The organism is Thermomonas sp., assembly GCF_046293095.1.
In the GTDB taxonomy this organism is placed as follows: Bacteria; Pseudomonadota; Gammaproteobacteria; order Xanthomonadales; family Xanthomonadaceae; genus Thermomonas.
In genome coordinates, this window is the sequence record NZ_JBKBPN010000002.1 from 389,696 (window position 1) to 407,516 (window position 17,821).

Genomic DNA, 17,821 nt, shown 5'->3' on the forward strand with positions numbered 1-17,821 from the left:
TCGCAATGCACAAGACCGTGACTTCGCCGATCCTCCCCGATGTCGCCTTCGACGCCGCCGCCCAGGCCCGCGCGCTCGACTGGGTGGGCATGGACGGCATGGCGCTGCCGATCCGGGTGGCAGCTGAAGGCGATGCGCCACTGCTGGTCCCTGCCAGCGTCGACGTGGCGGTGAACCTCGGCACGCCGGACACCCGCGGCATCCACATGTCCCGCCTCTATCTGCAGCTGCAGCAGGGGTTGGCCCACGAGACGCTGGCTGCGCCGGCGCTGCGCCGTCTGCTGGAGGCCTGTATCGCCTCGCAGCAGGGGCTGGCCACCCGCGCGCGTCTGCGGCTGCGTTTCGACCAGCTGCTCCTGCGCCGCGCACTGCGCAGCGACAATGCCGGCTGGAAGCGCTATCCGGTGGAGGTCGAGGCCGAGCTGACCGAGGGCCATCTGCACCTCGTGCTCGGTTTTTCCGTGGAGTATTCGAGCACCTGTCCGGCCTCCGCGGCGCTGTCACGGCAGGCCAACGGGCGGCGCTTCGCGGATGAGTTCGCGCAGGCCGACGCGGTGCCGGTCGAGACCGTGCGCGCCTGGCTGGAGGGGGAGCGCGGCCTTGCCGCCACGCCGCACGCCCAGCGCAGCCGTGCGGAGGTCCGCGTCGAGCTGAAGCCGGCCTTCGACGCGCTTCCGCTGGTTGCGCTGGTGGATGCGGTGGAAGCCGCGCTGGGTACGCCGGTGCAGACCGCGGTCAAGCGCGAGGATGAGCAGGCGTTCGCGCAGGCCAATGCCGCCAACCTGATGTTCTGCGAGGATGCCGCCCGTCGCGTGGCCGCGGTGCTGGCGGGCGACGCCCGCATCGCGGCTTGGAGCGCGCGCGTGGCCCATTTCGAAAGCCTGCACCCGCATGACGCGGTGGCCAGCGTCAGCGGCCGCAACGGGTGAGGCTGGCGCCCGCCGTGTAAGGGCTCAGCGCGGCGGCACCGGGTCGTGTCCGCCGGGGTGCAGCGGGTGGCAGCGGCCGATGCGGCGGATCGCCAGCCAGCTGCCCTTGATCGCGCCAAACCGGCCGATCGCTTCCATCGCGTATTCCGAGCAGGTGGGCACGAACCGGCAGCGCGTCCCCAGCAGGGGGCTGATCCAGCGCTTGTAGCCGCGCAGCAGCGCGATGAGGAGATTGTCGATCACGGAGTGGCGGCGGCGCCCGCGGCGGGCGGTTGTGCAGGGCCTGCGTGGTTGCTGCCCAGCGCAGGGCAGGGTATAACAGCGCGCCTTCCCGCCTCAAGGGAAAACGAAAGGAAGTCCGGACGTGGCAGCGAAGAAACCCGCCAAGAAGGCCGTCAAACCGGCCAAGAAGGTCGCCCCGGCCAAGAAGCCGGCCCCCGCCAAGAAGGCGGCTGCAAAGCCGGTAGCCAAGACCGCTGCCAAGAAAACCGCGCCTGTCAAGAAGGCGGCACCGTCGAAGAAGGCAGCGCCCGCCAAGAAGGCGGTGCCTGCAAAGAAGGCGGCAGTTGCCGCCAAGCAGGCTCCAGTGAAGAAGGCACCGGCCAAGCCGGTACCCAAGGTGGCCGCGAAGAAAGCGGCCAAGCCGGTGGCGAAGGCCGTGACCAAGGCCGCGGTGAAGCCGGTCGCGAAGAAGGCGGCCCCTGCGCCCAAGGCGCCGGCCAAAACCGCCGCCAAGCCGGCGCCGGCGAAGAAGCCTGTACCGGTCAAGGCGCCGGTGCCAGCAAAGGACACCAGGACGAATGCGTCTGCGCCCAAGCCCGCGCCGCAGGCGCCGGCCAAGCCGATCGTTTCGAAGAAGGATGCACAAAAGCCCGTGACCCCGCCGTCAGCCCCCAAGCCGGCGCCGGTTGCGGTCAAGACCGAAGGGAAAGTAATGGTTGCAAGGAAGAAGACGTCCGAGGGGCCGGTTGCCTCGACCAGGACGCCAAAGTACAAAGTCGTGCCCTACAAGGTGGATGAAACCACCGGGCGGCCGATCCTGCCGGCCGGCTACAAGCCATCGGCCGACGAGGAATACATGAATCCCCTGCAGCTGGAGTATTTCCGCCAGCGCCTCCTGCAGTGGCGTGCAGAGCTGGTCGAGGAGTCCAAGCAGACCATCGAGAACCTGCGCGAGGAAGTCCGCGATATCGGCGATGAGGCCGAGCGCGCCACCCGCGAGACCGAGAACTCGCTGGAACTGCGCACCCGCGACCGTTACCGCAAGCTGATCGGCAAGATCGACAGCACGCTCAAGCGCGTGGACAGCGGCGACTACGGGTTCTGCGTGGACACCGGCGAGGAGATCGGCCTGGAGCGTCTGGAGGCCCGCCTGACCGCGGAGCGCACCATTGATGCCCAGGAGCGCTGGGAGCACCTGCAGAAGCAGATGGGCGAGTGAGCCCTGGCGACAGGCGAACAGGAAAAAGCCCCGCTCCGGCGGGGCTTTTTCGTGGCCGAGAACCGCCTGGCGCGCGGCGGCCGAAACGAACGACGCCCCCGAAGGGGCGCCGTCGAGAGCCGTGCTGCAGCTGGGCTTACTTGCTGTCCAGCCCGCGTTGCTCCAGCAGCGGCTCGATCCTGGCCTCGTAGCCGGCGAAGTTCGGGAACAGCTTGCCCGGCTCGATCTCGCCGCCCGGTGCCAGCACCTTGGCGCGCAGGCGGTCGCCGTTGGCCAGGCTCAGGCCGCCATGCTCGCGGATGTACTTGGAGGTGTTCGCCGCCAGCACCTCCGACCAGATATAGGCGTAGTAGCCGGCCGCGTAGCCGCCCATGATGTGGCTGAAGTAGGGCGTGCGGTAGCGCGGCGGCACCGGCGGGTAGTCGAAGCCGTCGGCCTTCAGCGCCTGCGCCTCGAAGGCCATCACGCCGTCGGCGGCGGGAATCTTGTCCATCGGCAGCTGGTGCAGACGCTGGTCCAGCATCGCCGCTTCCAGATACTCGGTGGTGGCGAAGCCCTGGTTGAACTTCGACGCCGCGATCACCTTGTCCAGCAGCGCCTGCGGCATCGCCTCGCCGGTCTGGTAGTGCTTGGCGTAGTGGGCCAGCACCTCCGGCCAGTCGGCCCACATCTCGTTGACCTGCGACGGGTATTCCACGAAGTCGCGCGGCACGTTCATCGAGAAATACGGGTAGCGCACGGCCTGGAAGAAGCCGTGCAGCGCGTGGCCGAATTCGTGGAACGCGGTGGTCACCTCGTCCCAGGTCAGCAGGGTGGGCTTGCCGGCCGAGGGTTTCGGGATGTTCAGGTGGTTGGCGACCACCGGCTTCTCGCCGGTCAGGTCCGACTGCGCCACGTAGGTGTTCATCCAGGCGCCGCCGCGCTTGGACGCGCGCGCATACGGGTCCCAGATGAAAATGGCCAGGCGCTTGCCATCCTTGTCGAACACGTCGTAGGTCCACGTGTCGGGGTGATACTTCGGCAGATCGGTGCGCTCCTTGAAGGTCAGCCCGTACAGGCGGTTGGCTGCGTAGAACACGCCGTTCTCCAGCACGTTCCGCATCTCGAAGTACGGCTTGAGCTGGCTCTCATCGAAGCTGTACTTGGCCGCGCGCACTTTCTCGCTGTAGAAAGACCAATCCCACGGCTGCAGGGCGAACGACGGCTGGCCCTTGGCCTGCTGGTCGGCGTCGATCATCGCCTGCAGCTCGGCGCCCTCGCGGCGGGCGTTGGCCACCGCTTTGGGCGCCAGCTGGCGCAGCATCGCGTTGACGTTGTCCTGGTTGGCGGCGGTTTCGTCGGCCAGCACGTAGTTGGCGTAGGTGTCGTAGCCCAGCAGCGCGGCGCGTTCGGCGCGCAGCTTCAGCACCTGCGAGATGATCGCGGTGTTGTCGTACTTGTTGCCGCGGCTGCCGCGCGCCACCGAGGCCTCGTGGATGCGTTGGCGCAGGGCGCGGTCTTCCAGCTGCGCCTCGGCCGGCTGGCCGGTGGTGTTGAGCAGGGCGATCACGTACTTGCCGGGAAGGGATCGCGCCTTGGCAGCTTCGGCCGCGGCGGCGATCTGCTCGTCGCTGAAGCCCTTCAGGGCGGCCGCGTCGTCGACGACAACCGCGGAATCATTCACCTCGGCCAGTACGTTCTGGTCGAACTGGGTGCCCAGCTTGGATAGCGCGGTGTTGATTTCGCGCACCCGCGCCTTCTGCGCGTCGGTCAGCGCGGCGCCGGCGCGGACGAAGTCCTGGTAGCGCTTTTCCAACAGTCTGCGGTCCACCGCGTCCAGGCCCAGCGAGTCGCGGCTGTCGTACAGCGCCTTGATCCGCGCGAACAGCTTGGGGTTCAGCGCGATGGCGTCGCTGTGGGCGGAGAACTTCGGCGCGTAGTCGGTTTCGAGCTTCTCGCGGGCAGGGTTCTTGTCGGTGCCGACCAGGTTGAAAAACACGCTGGTGGCGCGGTTGAGCAGCTGGCCGCTTTTCTCCATCGCCACGATGGTGTTCTGGAAAGTGGGGGCCTCCGGATTGTTGGCGATCGCCTCTATTTCCTTCAGCTGCCGGGCCATGCCGGCGTCGAAGGCGGGGGCGAAATCGCTGTCCTTGATCCTGTCGAACTGCGGATAGTTGAGGTCCAGCGGGCTGGGCGCGGCGAACGGGCCGCTGTAGGCGTTGGCCTTGCTCATCGAGGAAGAAGCCTCCTGCTTCTGCGCGGCGTGGGCGGCGTTGCCACCCAGGGCGGCGGCGATGGCGAGCGTGAGCACGCAGGCAATGGGTCGGGTCATGGGGTGTGGTTTCCGGTACGAACGACTGGCCAAGGGTACCGCATACGGCGTCAAGCCCCTGTGCCAGAGGATGGGGCGCTGCCGGCATTTGATTTTGCGGAGTTTGGGGATAGGCTGGATCAATCGTTTCCGCTTCCCGCCGTGCCGCCATGACCGCCGCCAAGACTGCCTACGATTTCGACGCCATCGCCCTGGATGGCAGCCGGCAGCCATTGTCCCAGTGGCGTGGCAAGGCGCTGTTGATCGTCAACGTGGCCAGCAAATGCGGCTTCACCCCGCAATACGCCGGGCTGGAGGCGCTCTGGCGCAAATACGGCGACAAGGGGCTGGTGGTACTGGGCTTCCCCTGCGACCAGTTCGGCCACCAGGAGCCGGGCGGCGCCGACGAGATCCGCAGGTTCTGTTCGCTGACCTACGACGTCACCTTCCCGATGTTCGCCAAGGTCGAGGTGAACGGTCCAAATGCGCATCCGCTGTGGCAATGGCTGAAGGCGCAGAAGGGCGGGCTGCTGGGGATCGATGCCATCAAGTGGAACTTCACCAAGTTCCTGGTCGGCCGCGACGGCTTGCCGATCAAACGCTATGCGCCCACCGACAAGCCGGAGTCGCTGGTGCGCGATATCGAGGCCGCACTGGCATGAGCCGGGGCGTGCATCTGGAGTTCGATTACCAGGCGCCACTGCTGACGGTGCGGTTGCAGGGCGAGGTGGCGCCGGAGGCTAACCTCGAAGTGACGCGCGGTTATTGGCAGCAGATCGCCCGCGAGGTCGCCCTCTGCGGCGCCACCCATCTGCTGGTGCTGGACATGCTGCCGGGCGAGGTGATGTCCAACGAGGACCTGGTGCGCTTCTTCGACGGGGTGGCCGGGCTGGGGCTGGAGGCTGTGCGGATCGCCTATGTCGAGGGGCGGCTGGACCAGGTGGCGCGCATCGAATACGCGGAGCTGCTGGCGCTGGAGCGGGGTTACCGCATCCGCATGTTCGCCAACGAGCCGGATGCGCGGCTGTGGCTGCGCCATGGCGGCTGAGCCGCCACGCGGGTTCATTTCTCGACGAACGCGCGCTCGAACACGTACTCGCCGGCCGTGCCGATGCGCGGCGAGGCGGTGAAGCCACGGCGGTCCAGGATGGCGCGGAAGTCGGCCAGCATCTGCGGGCTGCCGCAGATCATCGCGCGGTCGTGTGCCGGGTCCAGCGCCTCGATCCCCAGCGCCTCGGCGACCCGGCCCTGGTCCAGGTGGTCGGTGATGCGGCCGCGGTGGTCGCGGCCGTGGAATTCGAACGGCTCGCGCGACACCGCCGGGTAGTACAGCAGGCGGTCGCGGAGGATGTCACCCAGCAGTGCGTGGTTGGGCAGCTCGCGCTCGATGTAGTCGCGGTAGGCCAGGTCGGCCGCGCCGCGCACGCCGTGGCACAGGATCACGCGCTCGAAGCGTTCGTAGGTCTCCGGGTCCTTGATCACCGACAGCCACGGTGCAAGGCCGGTACCGGTGCCCAGCAGGTACAGGTTGCGCCCGGGGTGCAGGTCGGTGACCAGCAGCGTGCCAGTGGGTTTGCGGCCGATCAGGATCGTGTCGCCCGGCCGGATGTGCTGCAGGCGCGAGGTCAGCGGGCCGTCCTGTACCTTGATGCTGAAGAACTCCAGCTGCTCTTCCCAGTTGGCGCTGGCGATGGAGTAGGCGCGCATCACTGGCTTGCCATCCACTTCCAGCCCGATCATCACGAACTGGCCGTTGTCGAACCGGAAGCCGTCGTCGCGGGTGGTGGTGAAGCTGAAGTAGGCGTCGGTCCAGTGACGGACATCGAGCACCGTTTCGGTGCCGAAGGGGGAGGCCATGCGGGTGGGGGTCGGTAGATTGGAGCGCTTATTTTACGGTGCGTTGCAGCATCGGGTTTGATCCGGCGCAAACTGGACTTTGCCTGGAGATGGTCTGAGCAGCGCCACCTGACGTTATCGGCCGTCCGTCCGAGGCCGACGGGCATTTTCTTCGGAGATTCCCTGGCGTTTCGCGGCAGCCGGTGGCACCACCCGCAGCAGCTGACCATCCGCCTCGTCGGTCAGCACGTAGACGGCCCCGTCCGGGCCCACGCGGACGTCGCGGATGCGGCTGTGCAGCTCGCCCAGCAGGCGCTCCTCGCCGACGATCCGCTCGCCGTCCAGCGACAGCCGGATCAGCCGCTGCCCGGCCAGTGCCCCCAGCAGCAGGCTGTTGTTCCAGGCGCTCTCGGGATGGCCGACAAGAAACGCCATTCCGGACAGCGCGGGTGACTTGGCCCAGACGTGGTACGGCCGCTCCATGCCGGGCGTGGCGCGGCCCTGGGTCTCGGGATAGGGCAGGTTGGTCAGGTAGTCCATGCCGTCGCTGATCACCGGCCAGCCGTAGTTCTTGCCGGCCTCGGGCCGGTTGATCTCGTCGCCGCCGCGTGGACCATGCTCGCTCTGCCAGAGTCGGCCGGTGCGCGGATCGACGGCGAGCCCCTGCATGTTGCGGTGGCCGTAGCTCCAGATCTCCGGGCGCGCACCGGGGCGGCCCACGAAGGGGTTGTCCGCCGGAATACCGCCGTCCAGGTCCAGCCGCACCAGCTTGCCCTGCAGCACCGACAGGTCCTGCGCCAGCGCCTTCTGGTTGCGCTCGCCCTGGCTGATGAACACATGGCCGCCGGGCTTGCCGTTCACGGTGTCGAAGGCGATGCGCGAGCCGAAATGGTGGGGGCCTTCCAGCTTGGGCAGCTGGCGGTAAACCACCCCCAGATCGGACAGCCCGGTATCGCCCAGGGTGGCGGTGGCCACGGCGGTACCGGCGGTGCCGCCATCGCCGGGTTCGGCGTAGCTCAGCCAGAGCCGCCGGTTGTCGGCGAAACCCGGGTCCAGCACGACGTCCAGCAGCCCGCCCTGGCCTTCGGCGAACACCGCCGGCACGCCGGCCAACGGGGGCGACACCCGGCCCTGCGCGTCGATACGGCGCAGCCGGCCGGGGCGCTCGGTGACCAGGAAGCCGCCGTCCGGCAGCAGTGCGACCGACCACGGATGCTCCAGGCCGGTCGCGATGGTGTCGATCCGCAGCGTGCCGGCGGTCGTGGCCTCCGTGCGCTCGGCGCCGGCGGTACCCGGTGCGGGGCGGGCGCACGCATCCAGCGCCAGCGGAAGCAGGAGGCAGAGCGCAAGGCGGGGCAGGACGGGCATGCGGAGCTCCTTCATCGGTAGCCGGCGGCCTGCAGTTCGAACAGCTCGGCGTAGCGGCCGCCCTGGGCCATCAGCTGTTCGTGGGTGCCGCTGGCTTCCACCTTGCCATCGGCCAGCACCAGGATGCGGTCGGCCATGCGCACGCTGCTGAAGCGGTGGCTGATCAGCACGGCGGTGCGCCCGGCGGACAGCTCCTTGAAACGCTCGAACACCTCGAATTCGCTGCGCGCGTCCAGTGCGGCGGTGGGTTCGTCCAGGATCATCACCTGGCCTTCGCGCATGTAGGCGCGGGCGATCGCGATCTTCTGCCATTGGCCGCCAGACAGGTCCACGCCTTCCTTGAAGCGCCGGCCGATGATCTGGTCGTAGCCCCGCGGCAGGCCGGCCACGACGTCGTCCGCCATGCCCTTGCGGGCGGCGCGTTCGATCCGGGCGCGGTCGTCAAGGGCTTCGATGCGGCCCACCCCGATGTTCTCCGCCACGGTCAGGTGGTAGCGCACGAAGTCCTGGAAGATCACGCCGATGCTGGCGCGCAGGCTGTCCAGGTCGTAGTCGCGCAGGTCGCGGCCGTCCAGCAGGATGCGGCCTTCGTCCGGGTCGTACAGGCGGGCCAGCAGCTTGACCAGCGTGGTCTTGCCGGCGCCGTTCTCGCCCACCAGCGCCAGCACCTCGCCGGCGCGCAGCTCGAACGACAGGCCGCGCAGCGCCCACTGCTCCGACCCTTCGTAGCGGAAGCCCACGTTCTCGAACACGAAGCCCTGGCGGATTGGTGTGGGCACCGGCAGCGCCCCGGGCCGGCTGGTGATCTCCGGCTGCAGTTCGAAGAAGGAATACAGGTCCTCCAGGTAGAGGGCCTGCCCGGCCACCTGCGAGAACCCGCTGAGCAGGCTTTCCAGCAGCTGGCGCAGGCGCCGGAAGCTGCCGGCGAGGAAGGTCAGGTCGCCGATCGAGAAATCGCCGCGCACCGTCCGCCATGCGAGGTAGGCGTAAGCGACGTAGTAGCCCAGCGTGCCCAGCGTCCCCAGCAGCGTCCCCCACAACGCGCGCCGGCCCGCCAGCCGGCGGTTGGCCTCGTAGAACTTCTCGGAAAGCGCGCGGAAGCGCTCGATGAAGAAGCGGTTGAGGCCGAAGATCTTGACCTCCTTCGCAGTCTCCACGCTGGCACCCATCTGCCGGAGGTATTCCAGTTGGCGCCGCTCCGGCGTCCACTGGAAGTTGAGCGAGTAGTTCAGCGCGTTGAAATGCGATTCGCCGATGAAGGCGGGCACCAGCGCCACCGCCAGCAGCGCCATCAGCCAGGGCGCGTAGGCCAGCAGGCCAACGGCAAAACTGAGTACGGTGATGGCGTCCTGGGCCTGGCCGAACAGCTGGCCCAGCAGGTTCATGCGGCCCATGGTCTGCCGGCGCGCGCGGTCCAGCCGGTCCTGCAGGTCGGCGTCCTCGAAGTCCTCGAGGTCCAGCGTGGCGGCGTGCTCCATCAGCCGGATGCTGGTGGCGTTGGTGAAGCGCTCGGAGAGCAGGGCGTCCGCGTAACCCGCCAGCCGGCCCAGCAGGTCGGAGCTGATGGCCAGGCCGAACTCCAGCCCCAGCAGGGCCAGCAGCGGGTCGAGCTGGCCGGCGTGCCATGCCGGCAGCAGCGCGTGCACGGTGCCCAGGCCGACCAGCCGCACCGCTTCGTCGATGATCAGCTTGCCCACGTACAGCGTGGCGACCGGCAGCAGGGCACGCACCAGCCGCAGCCCCAGCGAGGCCAGCGTCAGGCTCGGGCTGGTGGCCCAGATGCCGCGCAGGAACGGCGCGATATTGCGGATCGCGTCGAAGCGCTGGCGCAGGTCCAGTTGGGGCTGGGGCAGGGGCGGTGACATCGTGGGGGCGCGTGACGTTCAGGCGTTGGCGACGGCTGCGTCTAAAATACCCGCTTCCCGTCCCCCCGCCGGAACCCCGTTTGCCGTGACCTCCATCAAGCAGGAAGACCTGATCCAGTCCGTGGCCGATGCGCTGCAGTACATCAGCTACTACCATCCGGTCGACTACATCACCAGCCTCGCCGCCGCCTACGAGCGCGAGGAGTCGCCCGCGGCCAAGGACGCGATGGCGCAGATCCTGATCAACTCGCGCATGGCCGCCGAAGGCCACCGCCCGCTGTGCCAGGACACCGGCATCGTCACCGTATTTCTGAAAGTTGGCATGGACGTGCGCTGGGAGGGCTTCACCGGCTCGCTGGAGGACGCCGTCAACGAAGGCGTTCGCCGCGCCTACAACCACCCGGACAACAAGCTGCGGGCCAGCGTCTTGGCCGACCCCGCCGGCAAGCGCAGCAACACCAGGGACAACACGCCGGCAGTGATCAATGTCTCGATCGTGCCGGGCGACAAACTCGACGTGATCGTGGCGGCCAAGGGCGGCGGGTCCGAGGCGAAGTCGAAGTTCGCCATGCTCAACCCTTCCGATTCCATCGTCGACTGGGTGCTCAAGACCGTGCCCACCATGGGCGCCGGCTGGTGCCCGCCGGGCATGCTGGGCATCGGCATCGGCGGCACCGCCGAGAAGGCGATGCTGCTGGCGAAGGAATCGCTGATGGAGCACATCGACATCCAGGCGCTGATCGCGCGCGGGCCATCCAACCGCATCGAGGAGCTGCGCATCGAGCTGTACGAGAAGGTCAATGCGCTGGGCATCGGCGCGCAGGGCCTGGGCGGGCTGACCACGGTGCTGGACGTGAAGATCAAGGACTACCCGACCCACGCCGCCAACCTGCCGGTGGCGATGATCCCCAACTGCGCGGCCACCCGCCACGCGCACTTCACCCTGGATGGCTCCGGCCCGGTGATGCTGGACGCGCCGTCGCTGGAGCATTGGCCCAAGCTGACCTACGACGCCTCGAAGGGCCGTCGCGTCGATCTCGACACCGTGACCCGCGAGGACGTTGCAAGCTGGAAGCCAGGCGAGGTGCTGCTGCTCAACGGCAAGCTGCTGACCGGCCGCGACGCCGCGCACAAGCGCATGGTCGACATGCTGAACAAGGGCGAGCCGCTGCCGGTCGATTTCAACGGCCGCTTCATCTACTACGTCGGCCCGGTTGATCCGGTACGCGACGAGGTGGTGGGCCCGGCCGGCCCCACCACCGCCACCCGGATGGACAAGTTCACCGAGCAGGTGCTGGCGCAGACCGGCCTGCTGGGCATGATCGGCAAGGCCGAGCGCGGCCCGGCGGCGATCGAGGCCATCCAGAAGCACAAGTCGGTCTACCTGATGGCGGTGGGCGGCGCGGCCTACCTGGTCTCGAAGGCGATCAAGGCCGCGCGCGTGGTCGGCTTCGCCGACCTCGGCATGGAGGCGATCTACGAGTTCGAGGTCAAGGACATGCCGGTGACCGTGGCGGTGGATTCCGCCGGCACCTCGGTCCACAAGACCGGCCCGCGCGAGTGGCAGGCCCGGATCGGCCGGATTCCGCTGGAGGTGCTGGGTTGAGCGCGCCACGCACCGTCGACGGACCCGGCTTCCGGATCCGATTCGAGTCGTTGCCGGGCTACCTGCGTGCGTTCGTGTTCGACGGCACCGATTCGCTGGCCGTCTCGATGGCTTACTGGCGGATGTTGGGGGACGAGTGCCGGGCCACCGGGGCCACCCGGCTGCTGGTGCTGGAGGAGCTGCAGTCCACCGTCGATATCGCGGATATCCACCCGCTCATCGAGGTCATGGCGGAGGGCGGCATGGCCAGTGTCCGCATCGCGTTCGTGGAGTTGCTGGACGACATCGCCGGCAGCGAGTACGGCGAGATCCTGTGCCGCGAGCGCGGCATCACCATCCGCACCTTCTCCGGCGAGGACGCCGCGCGCCGCTGGCTGCTCTACGGGGATTGAGCGGGACGCGCTCAGCGCGCCTTGCGTTCCGGCTTGTCCTTGGCCTGTGGGGTGGCGGTGGCACTGCCCAGCCCGTTGCCAAGGTGCTGCTGGAAATCCTTCCACAGCGCCATGTTGCGTTCGGTGAGCTGGTTCAGCACCGCCCACGGCGTCTGCCCGAGCAGGCCACCCATCTGCGAACGGAACTGCTGCTGCTGTTCCAGGAACAGCTGCATGGAGCGCTCCAGATAGTTGCCCATGAAGCCCTGCAGGGAGTCGCCATAGAAGCGGATCAGCTGGCTGAGCAGCTGGGTGGACAGCATCGGCTGCCCGTCCTGTTCGTGCTCGGTGATGATCTGCAGCAGTACCTGCCGGGTCAGGTCTTCGCCGGTCTTGGCGTCGCGGACTTCGAAGGACTCGCCATCGACGATCAGCTGGCGCACGTCCTCGATGGTGATGTAGCTCGAGATCTCGGTGTCGTAGAGGCGGCGGTTCGGGTACTTCTTGATGACGCGGATCGCGGACATGGAGCAGGAACTCTGGACGGCGCTGACCGCAGCATGGCGCAGCGCAGCACGGCTTGCAACTGCCGCGCCGGGTGGCACGCCGCCGTTCGCGCGGCACGCGCTTGAAGGCGTCGCGCGGCGCCACCGGTCCTGCCGTTCGCCACTTTGCCGGAAGGCCGGCGGGCCCCGGCCGATTAAACTGGCGGCATGGACACGGCACTGAAAGAACGTTTCGGCGGCATCGACCGCCTCTACGGTAGCGGCGCATTGGCGCGGCTGTCGCGCTGCCACGTCACCGTGGTGGGGATCGGGGGCGTGGGCTCGTGGGCGGTGGAAGCGCTGGCGCGCAGCGGCGTGGGCAAGCTGACCCTGGTGGATGCCGACGATCTGTGCGTCTCCAACACCAACCGCCAGCTACCGGCACTGGACGGCCAGTACGGGCGCGCCAAGATCGAGGCGATGGCCGAGCGCTGCCGCGCGATCCATCCCGGCATCGCGCTGGACCTAGTGCCGCAGTTCCTCACCCCGGCGAACATGGCCGAGCTGCTGGACGCCCCGGGCGAGCTGGTGCTGGACGCCTGCGACAGTTTCCGCACCAAAGTCGAAGCCATCGCGTACTGCCGCCGCAGCAAGCAGCCGATCATCACCGTGGGGTCCGCCGGTGGGCGCAGCGACGTCACCCAGATCCGCGTGCGGGATCTTTCGCGCACCGAGCACGACGCGATGCTGTCGCTGATTCGCAAGAAACTGCGCGGCGAGTTCAACTTCCCCAGGAACCACGCCCGCTACTTCGGCGTGCCGGCGGTGTATTCGCTGGAGAACGTGCGTTATCCGCAGGCCGACGGCAGCGTGTGCGGCGTGCGCCCGCAGCTGGGCAAGGACGAGGCGTTGAAGCTGGACTGCGGCGCCGGCCTGGGCGCGGCGACGCACGTCACCGGTGCGTTCGCGTTCGCCGCGGTGGGCAAGGCGATTGAAATGTTGCTCAAGCCGGAGAAACGGGGCTGAGCGCCTGCGCTGCGCGGCTCAGCGCACGGTGATCCCGAACAGCCGTTCCGCGTTGGCGGTGGTCGCCGCGGCCACGGCCTCGTGCGGGATGCCGCGCAGCGTTGCCACTTCGTCCAGCACGTCCAGCAAGTGGGCAGGCTCGTTGCGCTGGCCGCGGTGGCGGACGCCTGGCTGGTCGGGGCTGTCGGTTTCCAGTAGCAGCTGTTCGATCGGCATCGTCGCCACCAGCGTGCGCAGGCGGTTGGCGCGCGGATAGGTGACCGGCCCGCCGATCCCCAGCAGGAAGCCCTGCGCGTGCAGCTGCGCTGCCTGCTCGGGGCTGCCGGAAAAACTGTGCACCACGCCGCGCAGTCCGCCCACCTTGCGTATCGCGGCGATCACCGCGTCGACGGCACGACGGGCATGCACGATCACGGGCAGATCGAACTCCCGCGCCAGCCGCAGCTGGCCGAGGAAGCAGGCGTGCTGCGCCTCCGGGTCGAGACCTTCGACGAAGAAGTCCAGCCCGCATTCGCCCACGGCCACCGGGCGCTCGCGCGCGAGCCAGCCGCGCAGGGCGTCCAGATGCTCCGGTCGATGTGAGGCGATGAACATCGGGTGCAGGCCGTAGGCGGGGTGCAGCCCCGATGCCTGTGCGCAGACCTGCTTGAGTGTCGGCCAGCCGGCCGCGTCGATCGCCGGCACCACCTGTGCCACCACGCCCGCCGCGCGGGCGCGGACAAGCGCGGCGCCGCGGTCGGCGTCGAACTCGGCCGCGTCGAAATGGCTGTGGCTGTCGACCAGGTGCATCTCAGCGCCGGGTATCGTCTGCGGGGACAGTCTTGCCCTTGCCGGGCGCCGGCTTCTTCCAGCGCGCCAGCAGCAGGGTGCCCAGCCCCAGCAGCAGCTCGTCCGCAAACGGAATGAAGTCCGGCACCAGCAGGTCCAGCACGAACAGCGCCGCGCTGAGCAGGAACAGGCGGGGGAAGCTCAGCCGGCCAAGCCAGCGCAGCAGGGGGGCGATCAGGAGATTGGGCATGGCGGAAACGCTAGCATGCACGCCGCTTGAACATTCCGGTCAGCAAACTGAATGCCGCCGGTCCACGGCCGGCGATGCTGGGGCACAATTCAGATTCGCCGTGCTGCAATCGCGTCCGGGACAGGGGCCCACCACTCAATTTCATTGCGGGAGAACACCGATGCCGAAGAACAATACCCTTGCCGTCGCGCTTGCCGCGCTGCTGGTTGGCGGCGTCGCCACCGCCGGCTACATGAACAGCCGCAGCCATGACACCCCGGTCGCCGCGCCGCAGGCCGTCCAGGCGCCAGCCGCGGCCAATGGCGACCAGCGTGCGCCGATGGACAACGCCATCCCGGCCGGGCCGCGGGTGGACTACGCCGAGGTCGTCGCCGTCACGCCGATCACCAAGCGCGAGGCGCAGTACGCCACGGTGCTCGGCAGCGAGCCGATCCGCGAGTCCAGCACTACCACCACGCCGCAGCAGGTCTGCAAGGATGTGGTCGTGCAGGAGCGCCTGCCCGAGCGCGATGGTGATGTCGGCGGCACCGTGGTGGGTGCGCTGGTCGGCGGTCTCGTCGGCAACCAGGTCGGCAAGGGCAACGGCCGCAAGCTGGCCACCGTGGCCGGTGCGGTCGCCGGCGGCTATGCCGGCCGCGAGATCGACCGTCGCCACGAGGGCGGCAAGGTGGTCGAGCGCACCGACCGCCAGTGCGAGACCGGCAACAGCACGTCCACCAGCGCCCGCACCGTGGCGTGGAAGGTGACCTACCGCAACCCGGACGGCACCACCGGCAGCATGCGCACCGAGACCAAGCCGGGCAGCCGCATCGCTCTGGGGGATGCCCAGAAGACCGTGGGTTACGAGGTGACCTACCGCTACAACGGCGAGGAGCGCACCGTGCGCATGGACGAAAAGCCGGGCGCCCAGCTGCCGGTGGTGGACGGTCGCGTGGTCACTCAGACTGCTGCGGTCGAAGGCGCCACGACCCAGCGCTGAGCCTCGGCTTCATATCGCCATGCAGAGCCACCCTGCGGGGCCGGAGCGATCCGGCCCCGCTTGTATTCGTGGCGCCGCAGGGGGCTGGCGGTCGAAACGCACGGCTTTCGCGCAAAGCGCAGCAAATTGACCGCCTTTATTGGGCGGTTCGTACGTACCGATTGCGCGGCCTGCACGATTACAATGGCGGTTCGTCCATTTCGACCGTCAACACATGGCCCTGCATCCGTACGATCTCTACGACGTCCGTTCCCTGCTGAGCGAGGAAGAGCGCGCGGTGCAGGACACCGTGGCGCGCTTCACCAACGAACGCGTGCTGCCGATCATCGGCGACGCCTTCGACGAGGGGCGTTTCCCGAAGGAACTGGTGCCCGAAATCGCCGGGCTGGGCCTGCTGGGCTCGTCCCTGCCGGAAAAGTACGGCTGCGCCGGCCTGAACTCCGTCAGCTACGGCCTGATCTGCCAGGAGCTGGAGCGCGGTGATTCCGGCATCCGCAGCTTCGTGTCGGTGCAGAGCTCGCTGTGCATGTATCCCATTTACGCCTACGGCAGCGAGGAGCAGCGCCAGCGCTGGCTGCCCGACATGGCCGCGGGCAAGGTCATCGGCTGCTTCGGCCTGACCGAACCGCACGGCGGCTCGGACCCGGCTAACATGAAGACCCACGCCAAGCGTGACGGCGACGACTGGGTGATCAACGGTTCCAAGATGTGGATCACCAACGGCAACTTGGCCGACATCGCCATCGTCTGGGCGATGACCGACGAGGGCATCCAGGGCTTCCTCGTCGAGAAGGGCATGCCGGGCTTCACGGCGCAGGAGGTCAAGCACAAGATGAGCCTGCGCGCCTCGGTCACCAGCGCGCTGTTCTTCGACAATGTGCGCGTGCCGGATTCCAACCGCCTGCCGAATGTGAAGGGCCTGAAAGGCCCGCTGGGCTGCCTCACGCAGGCCCGCTATGGCATTACCTGGGGCCCCATCGGTGCCGCCGTCGCGTGCCTGGACGAGGCACTGCGGTACACCAAGGAACGCATCCTGTTCGGTCGCCCGGTGGCCGCCACCCAGGCCGTGCAGCTGAAGCTGGCCGACATGGCGCGCCGCATCACCACGGCGCAGCTGCTGTCGCTGCAGCTGGGGCGGCTGAAGGACGCCGGCACCATGCAGCCTACCCAGGTCTCGCTGGCCAAGTGGAACAACGTGCGCATGGCCATCGACATCGCCCGCGAGGCGCGCGACCTGCTGGGCGGCGCCGGCATCACCACCGAGCACTGCCCGATCCGCCACGCGCTGAACCTCGAGTCGGTCATCACCTACGAGGGCACCGAGACGGTGCACCAGCTGGTGGTGGGCCGCGAGCTGACCGGCATCAACGCGTTCTGATCCGGAGCTGCCGGCATGTCCGGGCCCGTCCTCGAAACCGCGCGCCTGCTGTTGCGGGTGCCGCAGGCGGCTGACTTCGACCGCTACGCCGAGGCATTGTCCGACGAGGCGACGACCCGCCATATCGGCGGCGCATTGCCGCGCGCGGCGGCCTGGCGCCGCTTCCTGCAGATGCCCGGGGCCTGGGCGGTGCAGGGTTTCGCGATGTTCTCGGTCGTCGACAAGACGACCGGGCGCTGGTTGGGTCAAGTGGGGCCGTGGAAGCCGGAGGGTTGGCCGGGCAACGAGGTCGGCTGGGCCTTCCACCCGGACGCCTGGGGTTGCGGCTACGCCACCGAGGCGGCCGTGGCCGCCATCGACTGGGCATTCGCGCAGCTTGGCTGGGATGACATCATCCACTGCATCGATCCGGCCAACGCGGCCTCGCAGGCGCTGGCCCGTCGGCTGGGTTCCTGCAACCGCGGTCCGGTGGTGTTGCCGGCGCCCTATGAATCCGCACCCTCCGACGCTTGGGGCCAGACCCGCGCGGAGTGGATGGCCAACCGGATGCGCTTCGCATGATGCGCGTCCACGGCTTCTCAGCGTCCGGCAACTGCCACAAGGTGCGCCTGCTGCTGGCCCAGCTGGGGTGGCAGGAAGGCCGTGATTACCGCTGGGTCGAGATCGATAGCTCCCGCGGCCAGACGCGCACGCCGGAGTACCTGGCCAAGAATCCCAATGGCAAGGTGCCGATGCTCGAGCGCGACGACGGGCGCGTCCTCGTGGAATCGAACGCCATCCTGTGCTGGCTGGCGGAAGACAGCGGCTTGCTGCCGGCCGACCCGTGGCAGCGGGCGCAGGCGCTGTCGTGGATGTTCTTCGAGCAGTACAGCCACGAACCCTACATCGCCGTGGCCCGCTTCATCTGCGGCTGGACCCCGTTGGACTCGCCGCGTCGCGCCGGGTTGCCGGTGCTGCGCCAGTGCGGGCATGCGGCGCTGGCGGTGATGGAGCGGCACCTCGCGTCCACGCCGTGGTTCACTGGCGACGATTACGGCATCGCCGACATCGCCCTGTTCGCCTATACCGGCGTCGCCCCGCACGGCGGCATCGCCCTCGACGCCTACCCGGCGGTACGCGACTGGTTGGCCCGCGTCGCGGCAACACCGGGGTTTGTGCCGCTGCCGGCGCCAGATGCCGAGGCGCAGGCGCGGATCGACCAGTCCTCCTGAGTTTCCTTTCCCTCGACC

General features: G+C 68.4%; 19 protein-coding genes. 11 read left to right on the forward strand and 8 right to left on the reverse strand.

Going from position 1 to position 17,821, the window contains the following annotated elements; translation table 11 throughout:
- Positions 1 to 5 precede the first annotated feature (5 nt).
- Positions 6 to 929 carry a GTP cyclohydrolase FolE2 gene (folE2, locus tag ACK4SG_RS05245; RefSeq protein WP_409600405.1) on the forward strand — a complete coding sequence of 308 codons (924 nt, stop codon included), beginning with the start codon at positions 6 to 8 and terminating at the stop codon, positions 927 to 929.
- Between the two features lie 24 nt (positions 930 to 953).
- On the opposite strand, the gene yidD is transcribed toward folE2, so the two are convergent.
- Positions 954 to 1,172 (reverse strand): membrane protein insertion efficiency factor YidD, encoded by a 219-nt coding sequence (yidD, locus tag ACK4SG_RS05250; RefSeq protein WP_409600407.1) that lies wholly within the window; start codon positions 1,170 to 1,172, stop codon positions 954 to 956.
- Positions 1,173 to 1,293: 121 nt separating this feature from the next.
- On the opposite strand from yidD, the gene dksA reads away from it, so the two are divergent.
- Positions 1,294 to 2,370 (forward strand): RNA polymerase-binding protein DksA, encoded by a 1,077-nt coding sequence (gene dksA / locus ACK4SG_RS05255; protein WP_409600409.1) that lies wholly within the window; start codon positions 1,294 to 1,296, stop codon positions 2,368 to 2,370.
- A 136-nt stretch (positions 2,371 to 2,506) separates the two neighbouring features.
- On the opposite strand, the gene ACK4SG_RS05260 is transcribed toward dksA, so the two are convergent.
- Positions 2,507 to 4,681 (reverse strand): M3 family metallopeptidase, encoded by a 2,175-nt coding sequence (locus ACK4SG_RS05260; protein WP_409600411.1) that lies wholly within the window; start codon positions 4,679 to 4,681, stop codon positions 2,507 to 2,509.
- 149 nt (positions 4,682 to 4,830) lie between these two features.
- Here ACK4SG_RS05260 and ACK4SG_RS05265 point away from each other — a divergent pair, with 149 nt between their 5' ends.
- Together ACK4SG_RS05265 and ACK4SG_RS05270 are read left to right on the forward strand one after the other, a co-directional pair.
- Complete coding sequence (locus ACK4SG_RS05265; protein ID WP_409600413.1) at positions 4,831 to 5,322, forward strand: glutathione peroxidase; 492 nt, start codon at positions 4,831 to 4,833, stop codon at positions 5,320 to 5,322.
- The gene (locus ACK4SG_RS05270) at positions 5,319 to 5,708 is read left to right on the forward strand and encodes a hypothetical protein (protein ID WP_409600415.1); all 390 of its coding nucleotides are present in this window, start codon (positions 5,319 to 5,321) and stop codon (positions 5,706 to 5,708) included. The genes ACK4SG_RS05265 and ACK4SG_RS05270 overlap by 4 nt, the downstream gene beginning before the upstream one ends.
- 14 nt (positions 5,709 to 5,722) lie before the next feature.
- Here ACK4SG_RS05270 and ACK4SG_RS05275 read toward each other — a convergent pair whose 3' ends face one another.
- From ACK4SG_RS05275 to ACK4SG_RS05285, 3 genes are all read right to left on the reverse strand, one after another.
- Positions 5,723 to 6,517, reverse strand: a complete 795-nt coding sequence (locus tag ACK4SG_RS05275; protein WP_409600417.1) for a ferredoxin--NADP reductase — start codon at positions 6,515 to 6,517, stop codon at positions 5,723 to 5,725.
- 114 nt (positions 6,518 to 6,631) lie between these two features.
- On the reverse strand, positions 6,632 to 7,864 hold the full coding sequence (locus tag ACK4SG_RS05280) for a PQQ-dependent sugar dehydrogenase (RefSeq protein ID WP_409600419.1): 1,233 nt from the start codon (positions 7,862 to 7,864) through the stop codon (positions 6,632 to 6,634).
- An 11-nt stretch (positions 7,865 to 7,875) separates the two neighbouring features.
- On the reverse strand, positions 7,876 to 9,729 hold the full coding sequence (locus ACK4SG_RS05285; protein ID WP_409600421.1) for an ABC transporter ATP-binding protein: 1,854 nt from the start codon (positions 9,727 to 9,729) through the stop codon (positions 7,876 to 7,878).
- Positions 9,730 to 9,814: 85 nt separating this feature from the next.
- On the opposite strand from ACK4SG_RS05285, the gene ACK4SG_RS05290 reads away from it, so the two are divergent.
- Both ACK4SG_RS05290 and ACK4SG_RS05295 read left to right on the forward strand, forming a co-directional pair.
- Complete coding sequence (locus ACK4SG_RS05290) at positions 9,815 to 11,335, forward strand: fumarate hydratase (protein WP_409600423.1); 1,521 nt, start codon at positions 9,815 to 9,817, stop codon at positions 11,333 to 11,335.
- A complete protein-coding gene (locus ACK4SG_RS05295) occupies positions 11,332 to 11,727 on the forward strand; it encodes a hypothetical protein (protein WP_409600425.1) in 396 nt (131 codons plus the stop codon). The genes ACK4SG_RS05290 and ACK4SG_RS05295 overlap by 4 nt, the downstream gene beginning before the upstream one ends.
- A gap of 11 nt (positions 11,728 to 11,738) precedes the next feature.
- On the opposite strand, the gene phaR is transcribed toward ACK4SG_RS05295, so the two are convergent.
- Complete coding sequence (gene phaR / locus ACK4SG_RS05300) at positions 11,739 to 12,233, reverse strand: polyhydroxyalkanoate synthesis repressor PhaR (protein WP_409600427.1); 495 nt, start codon at positions 12,231 to 12,233, stop codon at positions 11,739 to 11,741.
- A gap of 186 nt (positions 12,234 to 12,419) precedes the next feature.
- Between phaR and ACK4SG_RS05305 the strand changes: the two genes are divergently transcribed.
- The gene (locus tag ACK4SG_RS05305; protein WP_409600429.1) at positions 12,420 to 13,217 is read left to right on the forward strand and encodes a ThiF family adenylyltransferase; all 798 of its coding nucleotides are present in this window, start codon (positions 12,420 to 12,422) and stop codon (positions 13,215 to 13,217) included.
- 18 nt (positions 13,218 to 13,235) lie between these two features.
- Here the strand turns inward: ACK4SG_RS05305 and ACK4SG_RS05310 are convergent, their stop codons facing one another.
- The gene (locus ACK4SG_RS05310; protein ID WP_409600431.1) at positions 13,236 to 14,006 is read right to left on the reverse strand and encodes a TatD family hydrolase; all 771 of its coding nucleotides are present in this window, start codon (positions 14,004 to 14,006) and stop codon (positions 13,236 to 13,238) included.
- Between the two features lies 1 nt (position 14,007).
- Positions 14,008 to 14,235, reverse strand: a complete 228-nt coding sequence (locus tag ACK4SG_RS05315) for a DUF6116 family protein (RefSeq protein ID WP_409600433.1) — start codon at positions 14,233 to 14,235, stop codon at positions 14,008 to 14,010.
- A gap of 160 nt (positions 14,236 to 14,395) precedes the next feature.
- On the opposite strand from ACK4SG_RS05315, the gene ACK4SG_RS05320 reads away from it, so the two are divergent.
- The 4 genes from ACK4SG_RS05320 to ACK4SG_RS05335 all read left to right on the forward strand — a co-directional run bounded on the left by ACK4SG_RS05320 (position 14,396) and on the right by ACK4SG_RS05335 (position 17,803).
- Positions 14,396 to 15,214: a glycine zipper 2TM domain-containing protein gene (locus ACK4SG_RS05320; protein WP_409600435.1), complete on the forward strand. Its 819-nt coding sequence runs from the start codon at positions 14,396 to 14,398 to the stop codon at positions 15,212 to 15,214.
- Positions 15,215 to 15,428: 214 nt separating this feature from the next.
- Positions 15,429 to 16,592: an acyl-CoA dehydrogenase family protein gene (locus tag ACK4SG_RS05325; RefSeq protein WP_409600437.1), complete on the forward strand. Its 1,164-nt coding sequence runs from the start codon at positions 15,429 to 15,431 to the stop codon at positions 16,590 to 16,592.
- Between the two features lie 15 nt (positions 16,593 to 16,607).
- Complete coding sequence (locus tag ACK4SG_RS05330) at positions 16,608 to 17,153, forward strand: GNAT family N-acetyltransferase (RefSeq protein WP_409600439.1); 546 nt, start codon at positions 16,608 to 16,610, stop codon at positions 17,151 to 17,153.
- Positions 17,153 to 17,803, forward strand: coding sequence for a glutathione S-transferase family protein (locus ACK4SG_RS05335; RefSeq protein WP_409600725.1), 651 nt, complete (start codon positions 17,153 to 17,155; stop codon positions 17,801 to 17,803). The genes ACK4SG_RS05330 and ACK4SG_RS05335 overlap by 1 nt, the downstream gene beginning before the upstream one ends.
- The last annotated feature ends 18 nt before the right edge of the window (positions 17,804 to 17,821 follow it).